Genomic DNA, 18000 nt, shown 5'->3' on the forward strand with positions numbered 1-18000 from the left:
GCCCCGCCGGTGCGGCGCTCTCGAACGTCCCGCGCCCGGCGCCCCGCGTCAAGGCCGCCCAGCCTGGCTTCTTCTCTTTCGAAATACCTTGGGGGGAGCGCGCGCCGCGCGCGGGGGGCAACGCCCCCCTGACGCCTCGTTCGGTTCAGTACCCGGCCGTGCGGTCGACGCGGAACAGCAGCGGCTCGCCCGCTTCCGAGCGGCGGATGTTCTCGGCGATCACCTCGGACGCGGTGTCGGACCGGGTTTCGCTGGCGACATGGGGCGTAATGGTGACCTTCGGATGCGCCCAATAGGGGTGATCCGCCGGAAGCGGCTCGACCCGGAACACGTCCAGCGTGGCATGTGCCACGTGGCCCGAGTCCAGCGCGGCCAGCAGCGCGTCGTCGTCGATCAGCGGCCCGCGGCCGGGGTTCACGATCACCGCGCCGCTTGGCAGACAGGCCAGCCGGCCGGCGTTCATCAGGTCGGTCGTGGCGGGGGTGTCGGGCAGCAGCAGCACAAGGATTTCGGCGGTCGACAGCGCCTTGGCCAGACCGTCGTCGCCGGACAGGCATGTGACGCCGTCGATGTCCTTCTGGCTGCGGCTCCATCCGGTGACCGGGAAGTTCAGCGCCGCCAGCGCGCGGGCGCAGGCGCTGCCCAGCTCGCCCAGCCCCAGCACCGTCACCGGGCGGTGGCGCGCCAGCGGCGGCGGGGCCCAGTGCCAGTCGTGGTCGGGGTTCACGATATGCGCGTCCATACCCAGATGATGACGCAGAACGTGGCCGGTGACGTATTCCACCATCCCCTCAGTCAGGCCGCTGTCGACCATGCGGGTCAGGGGCTGGGTCAGGGTCGGGTTGCCGGTGATCGTCTCGACTCCGGCCCACAGGTTCAGCACCGCCTTCGCCTTGGTGAATGGCGAGAAATCCGTCTGCGTGTCCTTCGGGGCATAGACGATGTAGTCCACCTCGGCCGGGGGCCAGTCCATCCGGATCTCGGCGTCGATGCCGGCGGCTTTCAGGGCGGCGGGAAGCGGGGCGGCATAGTCCGGCCAGCGGTCTTCGCCGCCGTCGAATAGGATCTTTAGGGTCATGAACGCAGTCTGGGTCGGTGTATGTGGGCGGACTGGACCAGTCCGAAGGCGATGAGTAGCACCAGCATCGCCGAGCCGCCATAGCTGACCAGCGGCAGCGGCACGCCGACCACCGGGGCAAGGCCCATCACCATCGACATGTTCACCGCGAAATACAGGAAGAACGTCGCCGCGACGCCCAGCGTCAGGATCGCGCCATAGCGGTTCTGGTTGTTCATCGCCGAGACGATGCAGAAGAAGATGATCAGCGCGTAGATCGACAGCAGCGATACGCCGCCGATAAAGCCGAACTCTTCCGCCAGCGTGGTGAAGATGAAGTCGGTGTGCTTCTCGGGCAGGAAGTTCAGCCTCGACTGGGTGCCCTGCATGAAGCCGCGCCCGGTCCAGCCGCCGGACCCCAGCGCGATCTTCGACTGGGTGATGTGATAGCCGGCGCCAAGCGGGTCGCTTTCCGGGTTCAGGAAGGTGTCGATCCGCCGGTACTGGTAGTCCTTCAGCAGTTGCCACGAGGTGCCGCGCGAATAGAACACCGCCGTCACGATGCCGCCGCCCGCCGCGATGACCGCGCCGAAATACATCCAGTTCACGCCCGCCACGAACATCACCAGCCCGCCGCCGATCACCAGCAGCAGCGCGGTGCCAAGGTCGGGCTGCCGCAGCACAAGATAGGTGGGCAGCAGGATCAGCACGACCGGAATGATCACCCACAGGGGCCGCGACACTTTCTTGATGTCCAGCCAGTCGTAATAGGCCGCCAGCAGCATCACGAGGGTGATCTTCATCAGCTCGGATGGCTGAAGGCGGAAGCTGCCGATCTCGATCCAGCGCTGGGCGCCCATGCCGATGGCGCCCATGAACTCGACCCCGATCAGCAGAAGCAGCGACAGCGCATAGGCCAGCCCCGAGACGTTGCGCCAGAACCAGATCGGCACCATCGCGACGGTCAGCATCATCGCAAGGCCAAGGGCAAAGCGTTTCATCTGCGGCTCGACCCAGGGCGACATCGACCCGCCCGCGACCGAGTACAGCATGATGAAGCCGACGCAGGCCGCCGCCGAGACCAGCAGCAGCAGCGCCCAGTTCAGGTACAGCACCTTCGAGATGCCGGTAGGCACCCGTTTAACGGTATACTCGAGATAACTCACAGCCGCCGCCTCACGCCCGGATCCGGCCGCCGGAATAGCTGGACGGATCGCGCAGCGGCAGTTCCTCTTGCCGGGTGCGGATCGTTCCGCGCTGGCTGGTGGGGTAGGCGTCCAGCGGCGGGGTGCCGCCGTACAGCGCCTGAAGCACGATGTCGCGCGCGATGGGCGCGGCCACGGCAGAGCCGCCGCCGCCGTGTTCGACCACCACGGAACAGGCCACCTTGGGCCGGTCGTAGGGCGCGTAGCTGACGAACAGCGCGTGGTCGCGCCGGTTCCACGGCAGGTCGTCGTTGCTGGTCACGCCGCGCGCGCGTTCGGCGGCGGTGATGTTGCGCACCTGACTGGTGCCGGTCTTGCCGGCCAGTTCCATTCCGTCGGCCACCACGCGGCTGGACCGGGCGCTGCCGTTGCGGCCGTTCGTCACCGCCCACATGCCTTCGCGCACATAGGCAAGGTGGCTGGGGTCGATATCCAGCAGGCTGGGCTCTTGCACGATCTCTTCGGCGTTGACCGACTTGATCAGCCGGGGGAGCAGCGCCCGGCCGGTGGCGATGCGCGAGGTCATCACCGCAAGCTGCAGCGGCGAGGCCAGCACGAAGCCCTGACCGATCCCGGCGTTCAGCGTGTCGCCGATCAGCCAGTCGGCGTCGCGGTTCTCGCGCTTCCACGCCTTGGTGGGGGTCAGGCCCTCGACCACGGCCGACAAGGGCAGGTCGTGGCGGGTGCCCAGCCCCAGGCGGCGGGCCATGGCGGTGATCTTCTCGATCCCCACCCGCTCGGCGATCTCGTAGAAATAGACGTCGCAGGACTGTTCCAGCGCGCCGGTCAGCGACAGCTTGCCGTGGCCGCCGCGCCGCCAGCAGTGGAACCGCCGCTGTCCCAGTTCCTTGTAGCCGCCGCAGAAGATCGTCTCTTCCTGGTCGATCACGCCGTCTTCCAGCGCGGCCAGCGCCACCACCATCTTGAAGGTCGAGCCCGGCGGGTAGGCGCCCTGCACGGTCTTGTTCGACAGCGGCCGGTGGTCGTTTTCAAGAAGGTCGCGGTAGTCGGGCACGCTGATGCCCCGGACGAACTTGTTCGGGTCGAAGGACGGGGCCGAGGCGATGCCAAGGATGTCGCCGCTGTCGCAGTCCATCACCACGGCGCTGGCGCTTTCCTCGCCCAGCCGGACCTGGATGTAGTTCTGCAGCGCGCTGTCGATGGTCAGCTGGATGTTGTCGCCGGCGACGCCCTCGATCCGGTCCAGCTCGCGCATCACGCGGCCCTGCGCGTTGACCTCGATCCGGCGGGTGCCGGCCTGTCCGCGCAGGTCGTGTTCCATCCGCGCCTCGACACCGGTCTTGCCGACCTGGAACTTGGGGATCTGAAGGACGGGATCCTCGTCCTCGGACAGGTAGCCTTCGGACAGGTCGTAGTCGCTGACCGGGCCGACGTAGCCGACGATATGGGCGAAGTCCTGATCCAGCGGATAGATGCGGCTTTGGCCGACTTCGGGGCTGACGCCGGGCAGGGCGGGGGCGTTCACCGCCACCTCCGAGAACGCCTGCCAGCTTAGCCGGTCGGCCACCGTGACGGGGACGAACGGGCTGCGGCGGTCGATCTCGTTCTTTACCTTTTCCAACTCTTCGGTGGGTAGTTTTATGATCTTTTGCAGTCGTTCCAGCACTTCATCAACATCGCCGGCATCCTCTTTCACCATGACGACGCGGTAGTTCTGTTCGTTCTCTGCAAGGATCACACCGTTGCGGTCATAGACCAGACCGCGCGACGGCGGGATCAGCCGGATGTTGATCCGGTTCTCGTCGGCCAGCAGCCGGAACTGGTCCGCCTGATCCACCTGCATGTAGCGCATGCGCGCCGTGAGGACGGCGGCGAAGGCGGCCATCGCGCCGCCCAGTACGAAGCCGCGGCGGCTGACCTTGCGTGCGCCGGCTTCGGTGTCCTTGGGCGTCCGTCTCATTTCGCGGCCCTCGTCGCATCGAAGTCGGCGGGGTTGATCTTCTGCACCTTGAACACCACCCGCGCCAGCACGACGATCATGGGATAGGTGACCATGGTCGCGATCATCTCGAGCAGCAGCAGGCCGAAGCGGGCCTGCGGCACCGCGAACAGCAGCAGAAGCAGCCAATAGCCGATGTGGATGATCGCGAGGATCACCGCGACCGTCACGATCTCGACCATCAGGGGCTGTTCGCGCAGCGTCGCCTCGCGCGAGCGCAGCGTCTCGACCGCGACGACGATCAGCGCGGTCCACAGGCCCGGCGGGCGCATGTACAGGAAATCGGTCATCAGGAAGACGGCGGCGATCAGCAGGGTCGGCACGTATTGCGGCCGCCGCAGGACCCACGCCAGCGTGATGCACAACAGCAGGTCGGGGCCGGGATAGCCATCGGGGCCAAGATCGGTCGGCAGGATGTGCATCAGCATCAGAAACAGCGCAAGCCCGGCATAAAGCGCGCCGTACAGCCAGCGGACGGTGGCGCGGTTTCTATCCATCGACGGCCTCTTCCAGCAGGCCGAGCGATTCCTCGGTCGGAAGAACCAGCCGCCCGGGGTCGGTCACCGGCGCTTTCGGATGCGAGCGCAGGACGCGCAGGTATTCCAGCCGCTCGTAATCGGCGGCCAGCCGGATGCGAAGCCGCCGGTCGGGGCCCTGAACCACGGTGCCCACCAGCACGCCGGCGGGGAACACGCCGCCGTCGCCCGAGCTGACCACGCGGTCGCCGGGGCGCACGAGTTCCGGGCTTTCAAGGAAATCCACCGGCGGAAGGCTTGTGTTGTCGCCCGACAGGATCGCCTTCTGCCCCGAGGGCTGGATCGTCACCGGAATGCGGCTGTTGGAATCGGTCAGCAGGATCACGCGCGATGTGTTCGGCCCGACGCCGCTGATCCGGCCCACAAGGCCCAGCCCGTCGGTCGCGGCCCAGCCGTCGACGATGCCGTCGCGCTCGCCGATGTTCAACAGCACCGACTGCCGGAACGGGGACCCGCTGTCGGCCAGCACCACGCCGGTCACGAAGGTCAGCTTGGGATCGAGCCGCACGTTGTTCAGGTCCAGCAGCTTGGCGTTCTGCTGTTCCAGTTGAAGCGCCGCTTCCTTCCACGCCTTCATCTGCTGCAACTCGCGCCGCAGCTCCTGGTTCTGCTCGTAGATCCGGGTGTAGGACTGGAAGTTCTCGACCATGTCCGCGACCTTGGTCACAGGCACCAGCACGAAGCTGAAGCTGGGCACGAAGCGGTCGACGATCTGGGCGCGCAGGCGTTCGACGCGTGGACTGTCGATGCGCCATAGAAGGAAGGTCGCGAACAGGGCGAACACAAGCACGCCGATCAGGATACGCCTGACCGGGCGGACATAACTGTCGCTTCCGCCGTTCTTCGCTCCGTTTCTGGCCACGTCATTCTCCGCGTCGCCGTTTCGCGCCCGACCGGCCACATGGACCGGATGGGGCCGGGGTCGGTGACCCCGTCAGCTTTCGTAGTCTATCACATGCCGAAGCTGTTTTTCATATTCCAGCGCCTTACCGGTGCCGAGAGCCACACAATTGAGTGATTCATCGGCGACCGATATCGCAAGGCCGGTCTGTTCGCGCAGCGCAAGGTCGAGTTCGCCCAGCAGCGCGCCGCCACCCGTCAGCATCACGCCGCGGTCGACGATGTCGGCGGCAAGGTCGGGCGGGGTGGCTTCAAGAGCGGTCATCACCGCCTCGCAGATGGTCATGACCGGTTCGGCCAGCGCCTCGGCGACCTGCGCCTGGCTGACCTCGGTCTCTTTCGGCACGCCGTTCAGCAGGTCGCGGCCCCGGATCTGCATCGACGCGCCGCGCCCGTCGTCGGGCATGCGGGCGGTGCCGATCGAGGTCTTGATGCGCTCGGCCGTGCTTTCGCCGATCAGCAGGTTCTGCTGGCGGCGGAGATAGTTGATGATCGCCTCGTCCATCCGGTCGCCACCGACGCGGACAGAGCGGGCATACACGATGTCGCCCAGCGACAGCACGGCGACCTCGGTGGTGCCGCCGCCGATGTCGACGACCATGCTGCCGGTGGGATCGGTGATCGGCATGCCGGCCCCGATGGCGGCCGCGATGGGTTCCGCGATCAGCCCCGCGCGGCGGGCGCCCGCCGACAGCACCGACTGGCGGATCGCGCGCTTCTCGACCGGGGTCGCGCCGTGCGGCACGCAGACGATGATCTTCGGCTTCGAGAATGTCGTGCGGCGATGCACCTTCCGGATGAAGTGCTTGATCATCTCTTCGGCCACGTCGAAGTCGGCGATCACGCCCTCGCGCATCGGCCGGATCGCCTCGATCGAGCCGGGGGTCCGGCCCAGCATCAGCTTGGCGTCCTCACCGACGGCAAGCACCTGCTTGCGTCCGTCCTTGACGTGGTAGGCCACCACCGAAGGCTCGTTCAGGATAACGCCACGCCCTTTGACGTAGACCAGAGTGTTGGCGGTTCCGAGGTCGATGGCCATGTCGGCAGAGAACAGGCCGGAGAGAAAAGACATGCAGGCAGCACCTTCGTTCCGGGTAAGGCATCCTTGGGTGACGGACTCAGGCCCGGCACCACTCGGCCTTATATTGACGGCTCGGGCCAAGGAAAAGGGGGCGGGTGGCGACGATCCGCCGAAACGCACTGTTCACGGAATTTGAAGGGCGTTCAAAGGCACGTCTATCGCGGGGGTAAAACGGCACGAAAGCTAGGGTCGTATAATTCTGCGCGTTACCTTCCGCAAAAATGGCGCTGGAATCTCGGAAAAGTGAAAGTTTGCGCGCCGTGATCCCGCGACGCGACGTCAGACGAATTATTCTGCCGCGACAGTGCCGCCACGGGGCGGAACCAGCCCTTCCAAGGCCGCTTCCGCGAAGATCCAGTCGCGGAATTCGCGGATCAGCGGGTCGGTCTCGCGGTCCTGAAGGTAGGCGACCGAGTAGATCGTGACCGGCATCATCACCTGCTCGAACAGCCGTACCAGCACCCCGGCGCGCAATGTGCCGCGCACCATCGCGTCATAGGCCAGCGCCACGCCCTGACCGCGTTCTGCCGCAGTACTCGACAGTTCGCAATGGGGATAGCGCGGGCCCCGCGGGCGGTCGTCGATCTCGATCCCGGCCGCCGCGAACCACGCGGGCCAGGCGTCCATCACCTCGTCATGGAACAGGGTGACGCGCAGCAGGTCCTCGGGCGTCTCGATCCGTTCGCGGTCGCGCAACCCGGGGCTGATCACCGGGTAGCGCGCGGATTCCATCAGCGGCTCGACCACCACGCCCGGAACCGGCGTGTCGCCCCAGTGTATCACAACGTCAGCGTCGTTGCGGGCAAAGTCGGTGTCCGGAGCACCCTCTGACACCCGCAGGCGGACAAGGTCGCCATGCCGGAAACCGGACAGCCGGGGCACCATGAACCGCGCCGCGAAGCCCGGCGTTGTCAGCACACGCAGGTCGCGGCCGCCCCGCAGGTCGCGCGTCGACTCGTCCAAAGCGTCCAGCAGACCGGTCAGCTTGCCGACATAGGTCTTGCCGGTCAGCGTGAGGATCAGCCGGTTGCCGTCGCGCAGGAACAGCGCGGTGTCGAGGAACTCTTCCAGCGTTCGGATCTGGTGGCTGACGGCCGAGGCGGTGACGCACAGCTCTTCGGCGGCGGCCTTCATGCTGCCGTGCCGGGCGGTCGCCTCGAAGGCGCGGATCGCGGCAAAGGGCGGCAGGCGGCGCACGGATGAATTCCTTTCAGCAGCGGTTGAGAAGCGGTCTTTTGACCGAATTAACCCCTGAAGATTACCATACGTCATCCTTTCCGCAAAACCGGAGGCGAACATGCCTGTCCCACGCCCCGCCGGGCTGCTTCCGGCGGCCCTGTCGCTTTTCGTCCTGCTGTCACCGGCCCATGCGGCCCCGGCGTTCACGCTTGACCCCGATCCGGAATGGCGGCGGGCCGCGACGCTGGCCGAGCTGACCGATGTGCTGGAAGCCTGGTTGGACGCGCGCGGGGTCTATACCCGCAAGCCGCCGCCCGTCATCCGACTGATCGACAGCGCGCGGGCGGCCAGCCTGCAGGGCATTTCTGCCCGGATGGGTCAGCGCACGCGCGGCCTGTACGATGCGGCGACCGGAACGGTCTATCTTGTCGGGCCGTGGTCGATGGACCGGGCGCAGGATGTCTCTGTGTTGCTGCACGAACTGGTGCATCACCGGCAGGCCGGTGCGCGGCACTGGTATTGCGGCGGCGCGCAAGAGCCCGAGGCTTACGATCTGCAATCCGAATGGCTGGCCGAGCGCGGGCTCAGCGCAAGGATCGACCGTATCGCGGTGGTGCTGGAAGCGGGCTGCACCCCGCGTGATATTCATCCCGACTAAGGGGCTGATGCTGCTGAAGAAAAGGGGCCTCCGGACGGTATGTCCGGAAGCCCCGTTCGATGTCAGCCGACGCCGTCCTGCGCCGTCAGCCCACGTCCTTGTAGCTGATGCCCTTCACATCGGCATCGGGCGCGGTCTTGCCCAGCCGCACCAGCAAACGGTTCAGCGCCGTGACATACGCCTTGGCCGAGGCGACCACGGTGTCCGTGTCGCTGGACTGGCCGGTGGCGATGCGCCCGTCCTGCTCCAGCCGCACATGCACGGTGGCCTGCGCGTCGGTGCCCTCGGTCACGGCGTTGATCTGGTACAGTTGCAGCACCGCCTCGTGCGGGAACAGCTTCTTCACCGCGTTGAAGGTGGCGTCGACCGGGCCGTCGCCGGTGGCGGTGACCTGTTCGTCCTTGCCGTCGATTGTCAGCGTCAGGTCAGCCGATTGCGGCGCCTCGGTGCCGCAAATCACCCGCAGGAACTTCACCTGGATACGCTCGTTGCCCACCTCGACGGCGGTGTCGCGCATCAGCGCCACGAGATCCTCGTCGAAGACCTCTTTCTTGCGGTCGGCCAGCGCCTTGAAGCGGACGAACATGTCGTTCAGCTGGTTGTCCGCCAGTTCATAGCCCAGGTTCTTCAGCTTGGACCGCAGCGCGGCGCGGCCCGAGTGCTTGCCCATGACGATGTTCGTCTCGGTCAGGCCGACATCGGCGGGGCGCATGATCTCGAAGGTTTCGGCATTCTTCAGCATGCCGTCCTGGTGGATGCCGCTTTCATGCGCGAAGGCGTTCTTGCCGACGATCGCCTTGTTGTACTGGACCGCGAAGCCCGACACGGTGGCGACCCGGCGCGAGATGTTCATGATCTTCGTCGTGTCGACCCCGGTGGACCACGGCATGATGTCGTGGCGCACCTTCAGCGCCATCACCACCTCTTCCAGCGCGGTGTTGCCGGCGCGTTCGCCCAGCCCGTTGATCGTACACTCGATCTGCCGCGCGCCGCCCGCGACGGCGGCCAGCGAGTTCGCCGTCGCCATCCCGAGGTCGTTGTGACAGTGCGTCGCGAAGATCACGTCATCGGCGCCCGGCACCTCGGCGATCAGGCGGCGGATCAGGTCGGCACTTTCGACCGGCGCGGTGTAGCCCACGGTGTCGGGGATGTTGATCGTCGTCGCGCCCGCCTTGATGGCGATCTCGACCACGCGCTTGAGGTAATCCCACTCGGTCCGCGTCGCGTCCATCGGCGACCACTGCACGTTGTCGCACAGGTTGCGCGCGTGGGTGACCGTGTCGTGGATGCGGTCGGCCATCTCGTCCATCGTCAGGTTCGGGATGGCGCGGTGCAGCGGCGAGGTGCCGATGAAGGTGTGGATGCGGGGCGAGCGCGCGTGTTTCACGGCCTCCCAGCAGCGGTCGATGTCCTTGAAGTTGGCGCGCGCCAGCCCGCAGATCGTGGCGGTCTGCGCCTGCTTGGCGATCTCGGACACCGCGGCGAAATCGCCTTCCGAGGCAATCGGGAATCCCGCCTCGATGATGTCCACACCCATTTCGTCGAGCAGCTGGGCGATCTCCAGCTTTTCTTCGTGGGTCATGGTCGCGCCGGGAGATTGCTCGCCGTCACGCAGCGTGGTGTCGAAAATCAACACGCGGTTGGGGTCGGTCTGGGTCATGTCTGAATTCCGTCTGTTGTCCTTAAGCCTTTGGCGCGGGCGTCTCCTCCTCTGAGCGGTCGCGCCGAAAGGGCACGCTCAGAGGCGGCTAAGGAGCAGGAGACCGGCAAGCGGCAGCGCCGCGCGAAGCGCGGTCGGACGTGCGATATGCTGCCGGGTCATCATGCCGAGGGACATAGCACGGCCACCAAAGAATGCGAAAGCGAAAATTCGCCCCCGCCGCCAGCCCCTTCTTCTCTTCCAAAATACCTCGGGGGGAGCCGCGCAGCGGCGGGGGCAGAGCCCCCTTGCACATCTCCATTCTTCGCCCCGTCCAGGAGATCATGTTCAGGAAATCATGCAATCCGCGCCGGGGCGCGGCACCTCGTCCCCCACGCCCATGGTCGGCACGTAGTCGAACGCCGCGATGCGCGCGCCGCCGTCGAAGGCCATGAACACCAGGTTCGCCCCGGCGCGGATCGCGATGCCCTCGGGGTCGCGGCCATAGGCGATCAGCGGGGTCGTTCCCAGCAGCCGCCCCTCGGGGTCGAGTTCGTACAGCGAATTCGTCCCCTCCCAGTCGTCCACCACCAGCAGGTGCCCGGTGCGCGGATCGCGGGCGATGCCCTGCGGTTCGGTCAGCGGCGGGTCGAAGGTCTCGCCCGCCAGTTCGCGGGTCACGTTGCCTTCCATGTCGGTCCAGATGATCCGCGCCGGGTCGTCTTCGACCAGCACAAGCGACCCGTCGGGCAGCACCACCATCCCTTCGGTCGAGGCGCGAACGTCGCCCAGCCGGAACGGCGCGCCCAGCGCCGTGCCTTCCTTGGTCAGCCGCTGGTAGCTGCCCGATCCGTCGCTGACGACGACGTGGTTGCCTTCCAGCGCAACCGCCTTGATGCGGTAAAGGTCGCTTTTCCAGCGCCGCAGTTCGATGCCGTCCAGCGTGACAAGGATCATCTCCGGCCCTTCGTTGGCGATCCACAGGCCGCAGAAGGCGGGGTCGTATTCAAGGCTGGCGGGGCGGTTCAGGTGGTAAAAGCCGGACAGCTTCAGCTCCAGCGCGGCGGTGGGCAGCGCAGAGGCCAGCAGGGCGAGGGCGATCAGGCGCATGGGGGTCTCCCGGGCGACTCGTCTTTCTCCAGCTTGGCGCTAGGTCACGCCCGGTCAAGCGGGAGGGTTCATGGCACGCGCATTGGTGATCGGATCGTCGGGAGGCATCGGCGGCGCCCTCTTGTCCGGGGCAGAGGCGCGCGGGTTCGAGGTGACGGGCCTGTCGCGCAGCGGCGACGGGCTGGACATCACTGATCCCGGCAGCGTCGACCTGCATCTTGGGGCGCTTGAGGGCACCTTCGATCTGATCGTCGTGGCCACGGGGGCGTTGCAGTCCGGCGGCCGCGCGCCGGAGAAGGCGCTGAAACAGATCGACGCGGCGTATCTGGCGGCGCAGTTCGCGGTCAATGCGCTGGGGCCGGCGCTGATCCTCAAGCACGCGCCGCGTCTGATGCCGAAAGAGACGCCCGCCACGTTGGGCGTTTTGTCGGCGCGGGTGGGGTCGATCGGGGACAACGGGCTGGGCGGCTGGTACGGCTATCGCGCGGCGAAGGCGGCGGCGAACCAGATCGTCCATACGGCGGCGATCGAACTGGCGCGGACCCACAAGCAGGCAGTCTGCGTCGCGCTGCATCCCGGCACGGTCGCCACGCCCTTCACCGCCGATTTCGTGTCACCGGAGAAAGCCACGCCACCGGCAGAGGCGGCGGGCAATCTGCTGGACGTGCTGACGGGGCTGTCGGCTTCGCAGACGGGCGGATTTTACGATTACGCGGGCAAGGAGATCCCGTGGTGAGCCGTCTTGTGCTTGTGCTGGGCGACCAGTTGTCGCCCGATCTGACGGCCTTGCAGAAAGCCGACCGCGACGCCGATACCGTCGTGATGGCCGAGGTCATGGCGGAAGCGTCCTATGTCGCGCATCACCCGAAGAAGATCGCCTTCCTGTTCGCCGCGATGCGCAAGTTTGCCGAGGAGTTGCGCAAGGACGGCTGGACGGTCGCCTACACCACGCTCGACGATGCGGACAACGCCGGGTCCATCGACGCCGAGTTGATGCGGCGGCTGGACGAGACCGGGGCGGACGAGGTGCTGTACACCCAGCCCGGCGAATGGCGGCTGATCCGGGTGCTGGAAGACTTCGCCTCTGCCACGCCGGTGAAAGTGCGGCGGTTCGAGGACCGGCGGTTCATCTGCACCCACGCCGAGTTCGAGCAGTGGGCCGAGGGGCGCAAGGCGCTGCGGATGGAGTATTTCTATCGCGAGATGCGCCGCAAGACCGGTTTGCTGATGGAAGGCGACAAGCCCGCCGGCGGTGCGTGGAACTTCGACAAAGAGAACCGCAAGCCGCCGCCCGACGGGATCGACTCGGCCCCGATGCAGTTCACGCCGGATGAGACCGTCGAAGACGCCCTCGATCTTGTGGACGCGAAATTTAATCGGAATTTCGGGGCTCTGCGGCCGTTCTGGTTTGCCACGGACAGGGGGCAGGCGCGGCGGGCGCTGGCGCATTTCGTCAAGCACGCGCTGCCCCGGTTCGGCGACTTTCAGGACGCGATGCTTCGGGACGAGAAGTTCCTGTATCACGCCGTGATCTCGGTCTACCTCAACGCCGGGCTGCTGGACCCGATGGAGGTCTGCCGCGCCGCCGAGGACGCGTGGAAGGCGGGCGATGTGCCGATCAACGCGGCCGAGGGGTTCATCCGCCAGATCATCGGCTGGCGGGAATATGTGCGGGGGATCTACTTCCTCGAGGGCGAGGATTATCCCCGCCGCAATGCCCTGAACCATCAGCGGAAGCTGCCCGACTTCTACTGGTCCGCCGAGACCGACATGGCCTGCGTCGCCCACGCCGTCGCCCAGACGCGGGACGAGGCCTATGCCCACCACATTCAGCGCCTGATGATCACCGGCAATTTCGCGCTGCTCGCCGGGGTGAACCCGCACGAGGTTCACGAGTGGTATCTCGAGGTTTACGCCGACGCCTATGAATGGGTCGAGGCGCCGAATACCGTGGGGATGAGCCAGTTCGCCGATGGCGGGCTTCTGGGGTCCAAGCCCTACGTGTCGTCGGGCAGCTACATCGACCGGATGTCGGACTACTGCAAAAGCTGCCGCTACAAGGTGAAGGACCGGACCGGGCCGGACGCCTGTCCGTTCAACCTGCTGTACTGGCAGTTCCTGGACCGCCACCGCGACCGGTTCGAGGGCAATCACCGGATGGGCAACATGTACCGGACGTGGGACCGAATGGACGAGGATCACCGCAAGACCGTGCTGACCGAGGCCGAGGGTTTTCTCGGCCGCCTGTCGAAGGGCGAGCGGGTCTAGCGGCCCATCACCTCGGCATAGACCGCGTCGAAGTCCTCGCCGTTTTCGCCGACACGCCGGATCAGGTCGCGCAGTCCGTCGCGCCCCGCGACCTGTTCGATCTCGGCCACCAGCCGCGCGGCGGCGCCATAGCTGTCGCGCCAGTCGCGGCCTTCGCGCAGACGTACCCACGAAAAGAAGTCCTTCGCTTCGAGGATCCAGTCGGATTCTCGCGCGTCGGCGGGCATCCATGGCCGGTCGTCGCCGGACAGGTAGGTCGCCAGCCCCTCGTCGAACCACGCCGGGAACTTCGGGCCCAGCACGTCGGTGATCGACATGTAGCGGTGCAATTCGGCGTGAACCCGTTCGTGGGTCAGGATCATCTCGTTGACGCCGCGCGGTCCCATCAGGATCAGGTGGAAGCCATAGGTCATCCCGTTGGCGCGCATCCCCATGCGGTCCTCGCAGTCCGTGGTGGTACACAGGACCCAGACCGGATCGGTCTGCAACTCACCGAAGAACGCGGCCACGTTGTCCTCTGCCGCCGCGATCATCTTTAGCACGCGCGGGGCGGCGGCAGGGTCGTCGATGTAGACGTTGGGCGCGGCTTCGGTCAGATCATAAAGCTCTGGTGTGAAGGCGCGGTACGGGCTGGGCACGGCTGCGAAGGCCAGCGCTCCGCCGACCAGCGCCGCCATGATGACCGCCCGCAGGCACAGGCCGAAGAACCGCAGGATACCCATGCCGGGTGATATAGGGTGGGGCAGGTGCCGCGCAAAGCGGCACTGTCGCGATGCCGTTACCGCCGAGCGCTAGGGAAGCCGGGAAAGGCTTTTGACTCCGTCGCGTTACGCGGTCAGTCTGTCACGATAAACCAACTGGGAGACCTTACATGTTCGCTCGTTTCCTGACCGCCACCGCGGTCCTCGGCCTGTCCGCCGGAATGGCGTCCGCCGAGTACAAGATCACGATTCTGCACACGAACGATTTCCACGCACGTTTCGAGCCGATCTCGAAATACGACTCGACCTGCGGCGCCGAGGATAACGACGCCGGCGAGTGCTTTGGCGGCTCGGCGCGCCTTGTCACCGCCGTCGAAGAGGCGAAAGAGCGGGCCGGCAACTATCTGCTGGTGGATGGCGGCGACCAGTTTCAGGGCACGCTGTTCTACACTTACTACAAGGGCGCGGCCGCGGCCGAGATGATGAACAAGATGGGATACGACGGCATGACCGTCGGCAACCACGAGTTCGACGATGGCCCCGAGGTTCTGAAGGGCTTCACCGAGGCGGTGGAATTCCCGATCCTGATGTCGAACGCCGACATCTCCGGCGAGCCGATCCTGACCGACGCGATCCAGAAATCGGTGATCATCGAGAAGGACGGCGAGAAGATCGGCATGATCGGCCTGACCCCGCTCGACACGCCGGAACTGGCGAGCCCCGGCAAGAACATCATCTTTACGCCCCCCGCGGATGCGGTCGCGGCCGAGGTGGAGAAGATGAAGGCAGAGGGCGTCAACAAGATCGTCGTCCTGTCGCACTCGGGCCTGAACGTCGACATCGCGGTGGCCGAGGCGAACCCGGACGTCGACATCATCGTCGGCGGTCATGACAACAGCCTGCTGTCGAACACCATCGAAGGCGCGAAGGGTCCGTACCCGGTGATGGTCGGCAACACCGCCATCGTGCAGGCCTATGCCTACGGCAAGTTTCTTGGCGAGTTGAACGTCACCTTCGACGACGACGGCAACATCGTGGAAGCGGTGGGCGAACCGATCCTGCTGGACGCTTCCGTCACCGAGGACGAGCTCACCAAGGGCCGGATCTCTGAACTGGCCGCGCCGCTGGACGAGATCCGCAACAAGGTCGTGGCGGAAACCTCTGAAGCGATTGACGGCAGTCGTGACAATTGTCGCGCGATGGAGTGCCAGATGGGCAACCTCGTCGCCGACGCCATGCTGGACCGCGTGAAAGACCAGGGTATCGACGTCGCCATCGGCAACGGCGGCGGTCTGCGTGCCTCGATCGACGCGGGCGAGGTCACCATGGGCGAGGTTCTGACGGTGCTGCCGTTCCAGAACACCCTGTCCACCTTCCAGGTGACCGGCGAAGTCCTTCTGGCGGCGCTTGAGAACGGCGTGAGCCAGATCGAGGATGGCGGCGGCCGCTTCCCGCAGGTCGCGGGCATGACCTTCACCGTCGATCCGTCTGCCGAAGTGGGCAGCCGTGTGTCCGATGTGATGATCGGCGGCGAGCCGCTTGATCCCGCGAAGACTTATGGCGTCGTGTCCAACAACTTCGTGCGCAATGGCGGCGATGGCTACTCGATGTTCGTGGATGCCGACAACGCCTATGACTTCGGTCCGGACCTTGCCGACGTGACGGCGGAGTACCTGATCGAGAACGCGCCCTACACGCCCTACACCGACGGCCGGATCACGATGGCCGAGTAACGGCGGTCCGGCGCGTCTGCGCCGGGACGTGAATAGATCGGGGCCGTGGCGGATGCTGCGGCCCCTTTTCGTTGCCGGGCGCAAATCCTTTGCGGCAAGGCGGTCGCTGGCCCTAGGGTTCGTCTGACAGGTCAGGGAGGGGACAATGAACGGCAAATGCACCTGCGGCGAGGTCCGCTTTCGCCTGACCGACAGGCCGCTTTTCGTCCACTGTTGTCATTGCCGCTGGTGCCAGCGCGAAACCGGGTCGGCCTTCGTGCTGAACGCGCTGATCGAGGCGGACCGGGTCGCGGTCGCAACGGGCGCGCCTGTACCGGTCACCGTGCCCAGCGAAAGCGGCAACGGGCAGGTGATCTATCGCTGCCCGACCTGTCAGGTGGCGCTGTGGAGCGTCTACTCCGGGGCGGGACCGCGTTTCCTGTTCGTACGGGTCGGAACGCTGGAGGAGCCCGGCGCCGTGCCGCCGGACATCCATATCTTCACCGACAGCAAGCTGCCGTGGGTGCAGTTGCCCGAAGGCATTCCGGCGATGCCAGAGTTCTACCGCCGCAGCCAATACTGGCCCGAATGGGCGCTGGAACGGCGCGCGGCGGCGTTGGAAGGCTAGGCGGGTACGGCTTCCGACTGGTTTTCTGTGGTCGGATCGATGACCTTGTTGATCCGCGTGATCACGTCGGCCGGGAAGCCGCTGATCTCGGCATGCTTGCGGATGGCGGCCTCGTCGGTCGCGAGGTAGACGCAGAAGCTTTTGTCGCCCGCGATATAGCTGTGCTGCCACTGAACGTCAGGAGCAAGTTGCGCCAGCGCCTTGTTCGACGCACCGGCGGCTGCGCCGATCTCGGAATCCTTCATGCGGCCGATGCCGGGAATTTTCCGTTCTATCATGAACTTCTGCATGGTCCGTCTCCTGTCGGGAAAAGAATTGCTTGTCGTGTTGGCAGTATGACCCTACGGAAGTTGGGCATCACGCCATTGTTTCTTGGCGAGGCTAAAGAAAATCTTTCGCGGGGCTGCGGCGATGCGGACGGTCCACCTGAACGGCCTGCGGGCGCTGGAGGCGGTGTTGCGCACCGGCTCGTTCCGGGCTGCGGCGGAAGAGCTGAACGTCACCCCGGCCGCCGTGGGGCAGCAGGTGCGCACGTTGGAGGGCTATCTTGGCCGCGCCTTGTTCGACCGCGCGCCGGGTGGCGCGGTGCCGGAGGCGGAAACCAAGGCGATCGCCGCACAGCTGACGGCGGCTTTCGGTGAGATCGGAACGGTGCTGGACACCCTGTCGGCGCGGGGCGAAAGCAACCGGCTGGCGGTCTCGATGACCCTGTCGATGGCCGAGGGCTGGTTTCCGCGCGAACTGGCCGGGTTCTTCTCTTACGCGGGGGCGGTGGACCTGCGGCTGGATAGCTCGCGCCGTATGGTCGACCTTGCCGCCGGCTCGTTCGATTTCGCGATCCGCCATGTTGGCGCGCCGGGACCGGGGCTCATTGGCGAGCGGCTGTTCCCCAGCCTGCTGACCCCGGTCTGCACGCCGGACTTCGCGCGGCGCTACGCGTTGGACCCCAGCTGCACGAGCCTTGAACGCGTGCCTCTCAGCCATGTCCCGATCGAGACCAGCGATCCGGGTTGGCTGGACTGGCCCGGCTGGTGCGCGCGGTATGGGATCGTGCATGGCCCGGTTGCGACGCACCGGATGGTCACGCATTCGACCTCCAGCCTGACGCTGGCGCAATCCGGGCTTGGGCTGGTGCTGAGTGCGCTGATCGAGTCTTTCGACGCGCATCTCGACGGGCGGCTGGTCGCGCCCTTCGGACCGGGGCGGGTGGCAGAGACTGCCTATTCCTATTGGCTGGTCTGGCCCGAGGGGCGGCGGCTTGGCCGGGTGCAACGCGCGTTTCGCGACTGGCTGGTCGACCGCGCGGCGGCGCATCGCGAGCGGATCGAAAGCTGGCTGGAAGCGGGCGGCGCGGCGCACTAGGTTC

General features: G+C 66.2%; 17 protein-coding genes. 6 read left to right on the forward strand and 11 right to left on the reverse strand.

Annotation, left to right across the window (positions count from 1 at the left end):
• Positions 1-145: 145 nt before the first annotated feature.
• From ACP156_RS01300 to ACP156_RS01330, 7 genes are all read right to left on the reverse strand, one after another.
• Complete coding sequence (locus tag ACP156_RS01300) at positions 146-1078, reverse strand: 2-hydroxyacid dehydrogenase (protein ID WP_425049474.1); 933 nt, start codon at positions 1076-1078, stop codon at positions 146-148.
• The gene (rodA, locus tag ACP156_RS01305) at positions 1075-2223 is read right to left on the reverse strand and encodes a rod shape-determining protein RodA (RefSeq protein ID WP_425049475.1); all 1149 of its coding nucleotides are present in this window, start codon (positions 2221-2223) and stop codon (positions 1075-1077) included. The genes ACP156_RS01300 and rodA overlap by 4 nt, the downstream gene beginning before the upstream one ends.
• Before the next feature lie 10 nt (positions 2224-2233).
• Entirely contained in the window at positions 2234-4183 is a 1950-nt protein-coding gene (mrdA, locus tag ACP156_RS01310; RefSeq protein WP_425049476.1) for a penicillin-binding protein 2, read from the reverse strand.
• Positions 4180-4719, reverse strand: coding sequence for a rod shape-determining protein MreD (locus ACP156_RS01315; RefSeq protein WP_425049477.1), 540 nt, complete (start codon positions 4717-4719; stop codon positions 4180-4182). The genes mrdA and ACP156_RS01315 overlap by 4 nt, the downstream gene beginning before the upstream one ends.
• Complete coding sequence (gene mreC, locus ACP156_RS01320; RefSeq protein WP_425049478.1) at positions 4712-5620, reverse strand: rod shape-determining protein MreC; 909 nt, start codon at positions 5618-5620, stop codon at positions 4712-4714. Before mreC ends, ACP156_RS01315 begins: the two co-directional genes overlap by 8 nt.
• Before the next feature lie 72 nt (positions 5621-5692).
• Positions 5693-6730, reverse strand: coding sequence for a rod shape-determining protein (locus ACP156_RS01325; RefSeq protein WP_275634605.1), 1038 nt, complete (start codon positions 6728-6730; stop codon positions 5693-5695).
• Between the two features lie 297 nt (positions 6731-7027).
• Positions 7028-7936, reverse strand: coding sequence for a LysR substrate-binding domain-containing protein (locus ACP156_RS01330; RefSeq protein ID WP_425049479.1), 909 nt, complete (start codon positions 7934-7936; stop codon positions 7028-7030).
• A gap of 100 nt (positions 7937-8036) precedes the next feature.
• Between ACP156_RS01330 and ACP156_RS01335 the strand changes: the two genes are divergently transcribed.
• Positions 8037-8576, forward strand: coding sequence for a DUF6647 family protein (locus tag ACP156_RS01335; RefSeq protein ID WP_425049480.1), 540 nt, complete (start codon positions 8037-8039; stop codon positions 8574-8576).
• A gap of 85 nt (positions 8577-8661) precedes the next feature.
• Here ACP156_RS01335 and ACP156_RS01340 read toward each other — a convergent pair whose 3' ends face one another.
• Together ACP156_RS01340 and ACP156_RS01345 are read right to left on the reverse strand one after the other, a co-directional pair.
• Positions 8662-10236: a 2-isopropylmalate synthase gene (locus ACP156_RS01340; protein ID WP_425049481.1), complete on the reverse strand. Its 1575-nt coding sequence runs from the start codon at positions 10234-10236 to the stop codon at positions 8662-8664.
• 327 nt (positions 10237-10563) lie between these two features.
• Positions 10564-11325 carry a hypothetical protein gene (locus ACP156_RS01345; RefSeq protein ID WP_425049482.1) on the reverse strand — a complete coding sequence of 254 codons (762 nt, stop codon included), beginning with the start codon at positions 11323-11325 and terminating at the stop codon, positions 10564-10566.
• 70 nt (positions 11326-11395) lie between these two features.
• Here ACP156_RS01345 and ACP156_RS01350 point away from each other — a divergent pair, with 70 nt between their 5' ends.
• Positions 11396-12061, forward strand: a complete 666-nt coding sequence (locus ACP156_RS01350; protein WP_425049483.1) for an SDR family NAD(P)-dependent oxidoreductase — start codon at positions 11396-11398, stop codon at positions 12059-12061.
• Positions 12055-13593 carry a cryptochrome/photolyase family protein gene (locus ACP156_RS01355; protein ID WP_425049484.1) on the forward strand — a complete coding sequence of 513 codons (1539 nt, stop codon included), beginning with the start codon at positions 12055-12057 and terminating at the stop codon, positions 13591-13593. Before ACP156_RS01350 ends, ACP156_RS01355 begins: the two co-directional genes overlap by 7 nt.
• Here ACP156_RS01355 and ACP156_RS01360 read toward each other — a convergent pair.
• On the reverse strand, positions 13590-14315 hold the full coding sequence (locus ACP156_RS01360; protein ID WP_425049485.1) for a hypothetical protein: 726 nt from the start codon (positions 14313-14315) through the stop codon (positions 13590-13592). The two genes, ACP156_RS01355 and ACP156_RS01360, sit on opposite strands and share 4 nt — an antisense overlap.
• A 149-nt stretch (positions 14316-14464) precedes the next feature.
• On the opposite strand from ACP156_RS01360, the gene ACP156_RS01365 reads away from it, so the two are divergent.
• Together ACP156_RS01365 and ACP156_RS01370 are read left to right on the forward strand one after the other, a co-directional pair.
• On the forward strand, positions 14465-16027 hold the full coding sequence (locus tag ACP156_RS01365; RefSeq protein ID WP_425049486.1) for a bifunctional metallophosphatase/5'-nucleotidase: 1563 nt from the start codon (positions 14465-14467) through the stop codon (positions 16025-16027).
• Between the two features lie 145 nt (positions 16028-16172).
• Positions 16173-16634: a GFA family protein gene (locus tag ACP156_RS01370; RefSeq protein WP_425049487.1), complete on the forward strand. Its 462-nt coding sequence runs from the start codon at positions 16173-16175 to the stop codon at positions 16632-16634.
• On the opposite strand, the gene ACP156_RS01375 is transcribed toward ACP156_RS01370, so the two are convergent.
• Positions 16631-16924 carry a DUF4242 domain-containing protein gene (locus tag ACP156_RS01375; RefSeq protein WP_425049488.1) on the reverse strand — a complete coding sequence of 98 codons (294 nt, stop codon included), beginning with the start codon at positions 16922-16924 and terminating at the stop codon, positions 16631-16633. The two genes, ACP156_RS01370 and ACP156_RS01375, sit on opposite strands and share 4 nt — an antisense overlap.
• Positions 16925-17045: 121 nt before the next feature.
• On the opposite strand from ACP156_RS01375, the gene ACP156_RS01380 reads away from it, so the two are divergent.
• The gene (locus ACP156_RS01380; protein ID WP_425049489.1) at positions 17046-17996 is read left to right on the forward strand and encodes a LysR substrate-binding domain-containing protein; all 951 of its coding nucleotides are present in this window, start codon (positions 17046-17048) and stop codon (positions 17994-17996) included.
• Positions 17997-18000: the final 4 nt, after the last annotated feature.

This window comes from Psychromarinibacter sp. S121, assembly GCF_049801035.1.
In the GTDB taxonomy this organism is placed as follows: Bacteria; Pseudomonadota; Alphaproteobacteria; order Rhodobacterales; family Rhodobacteraceae; genus Psychromarinibacter.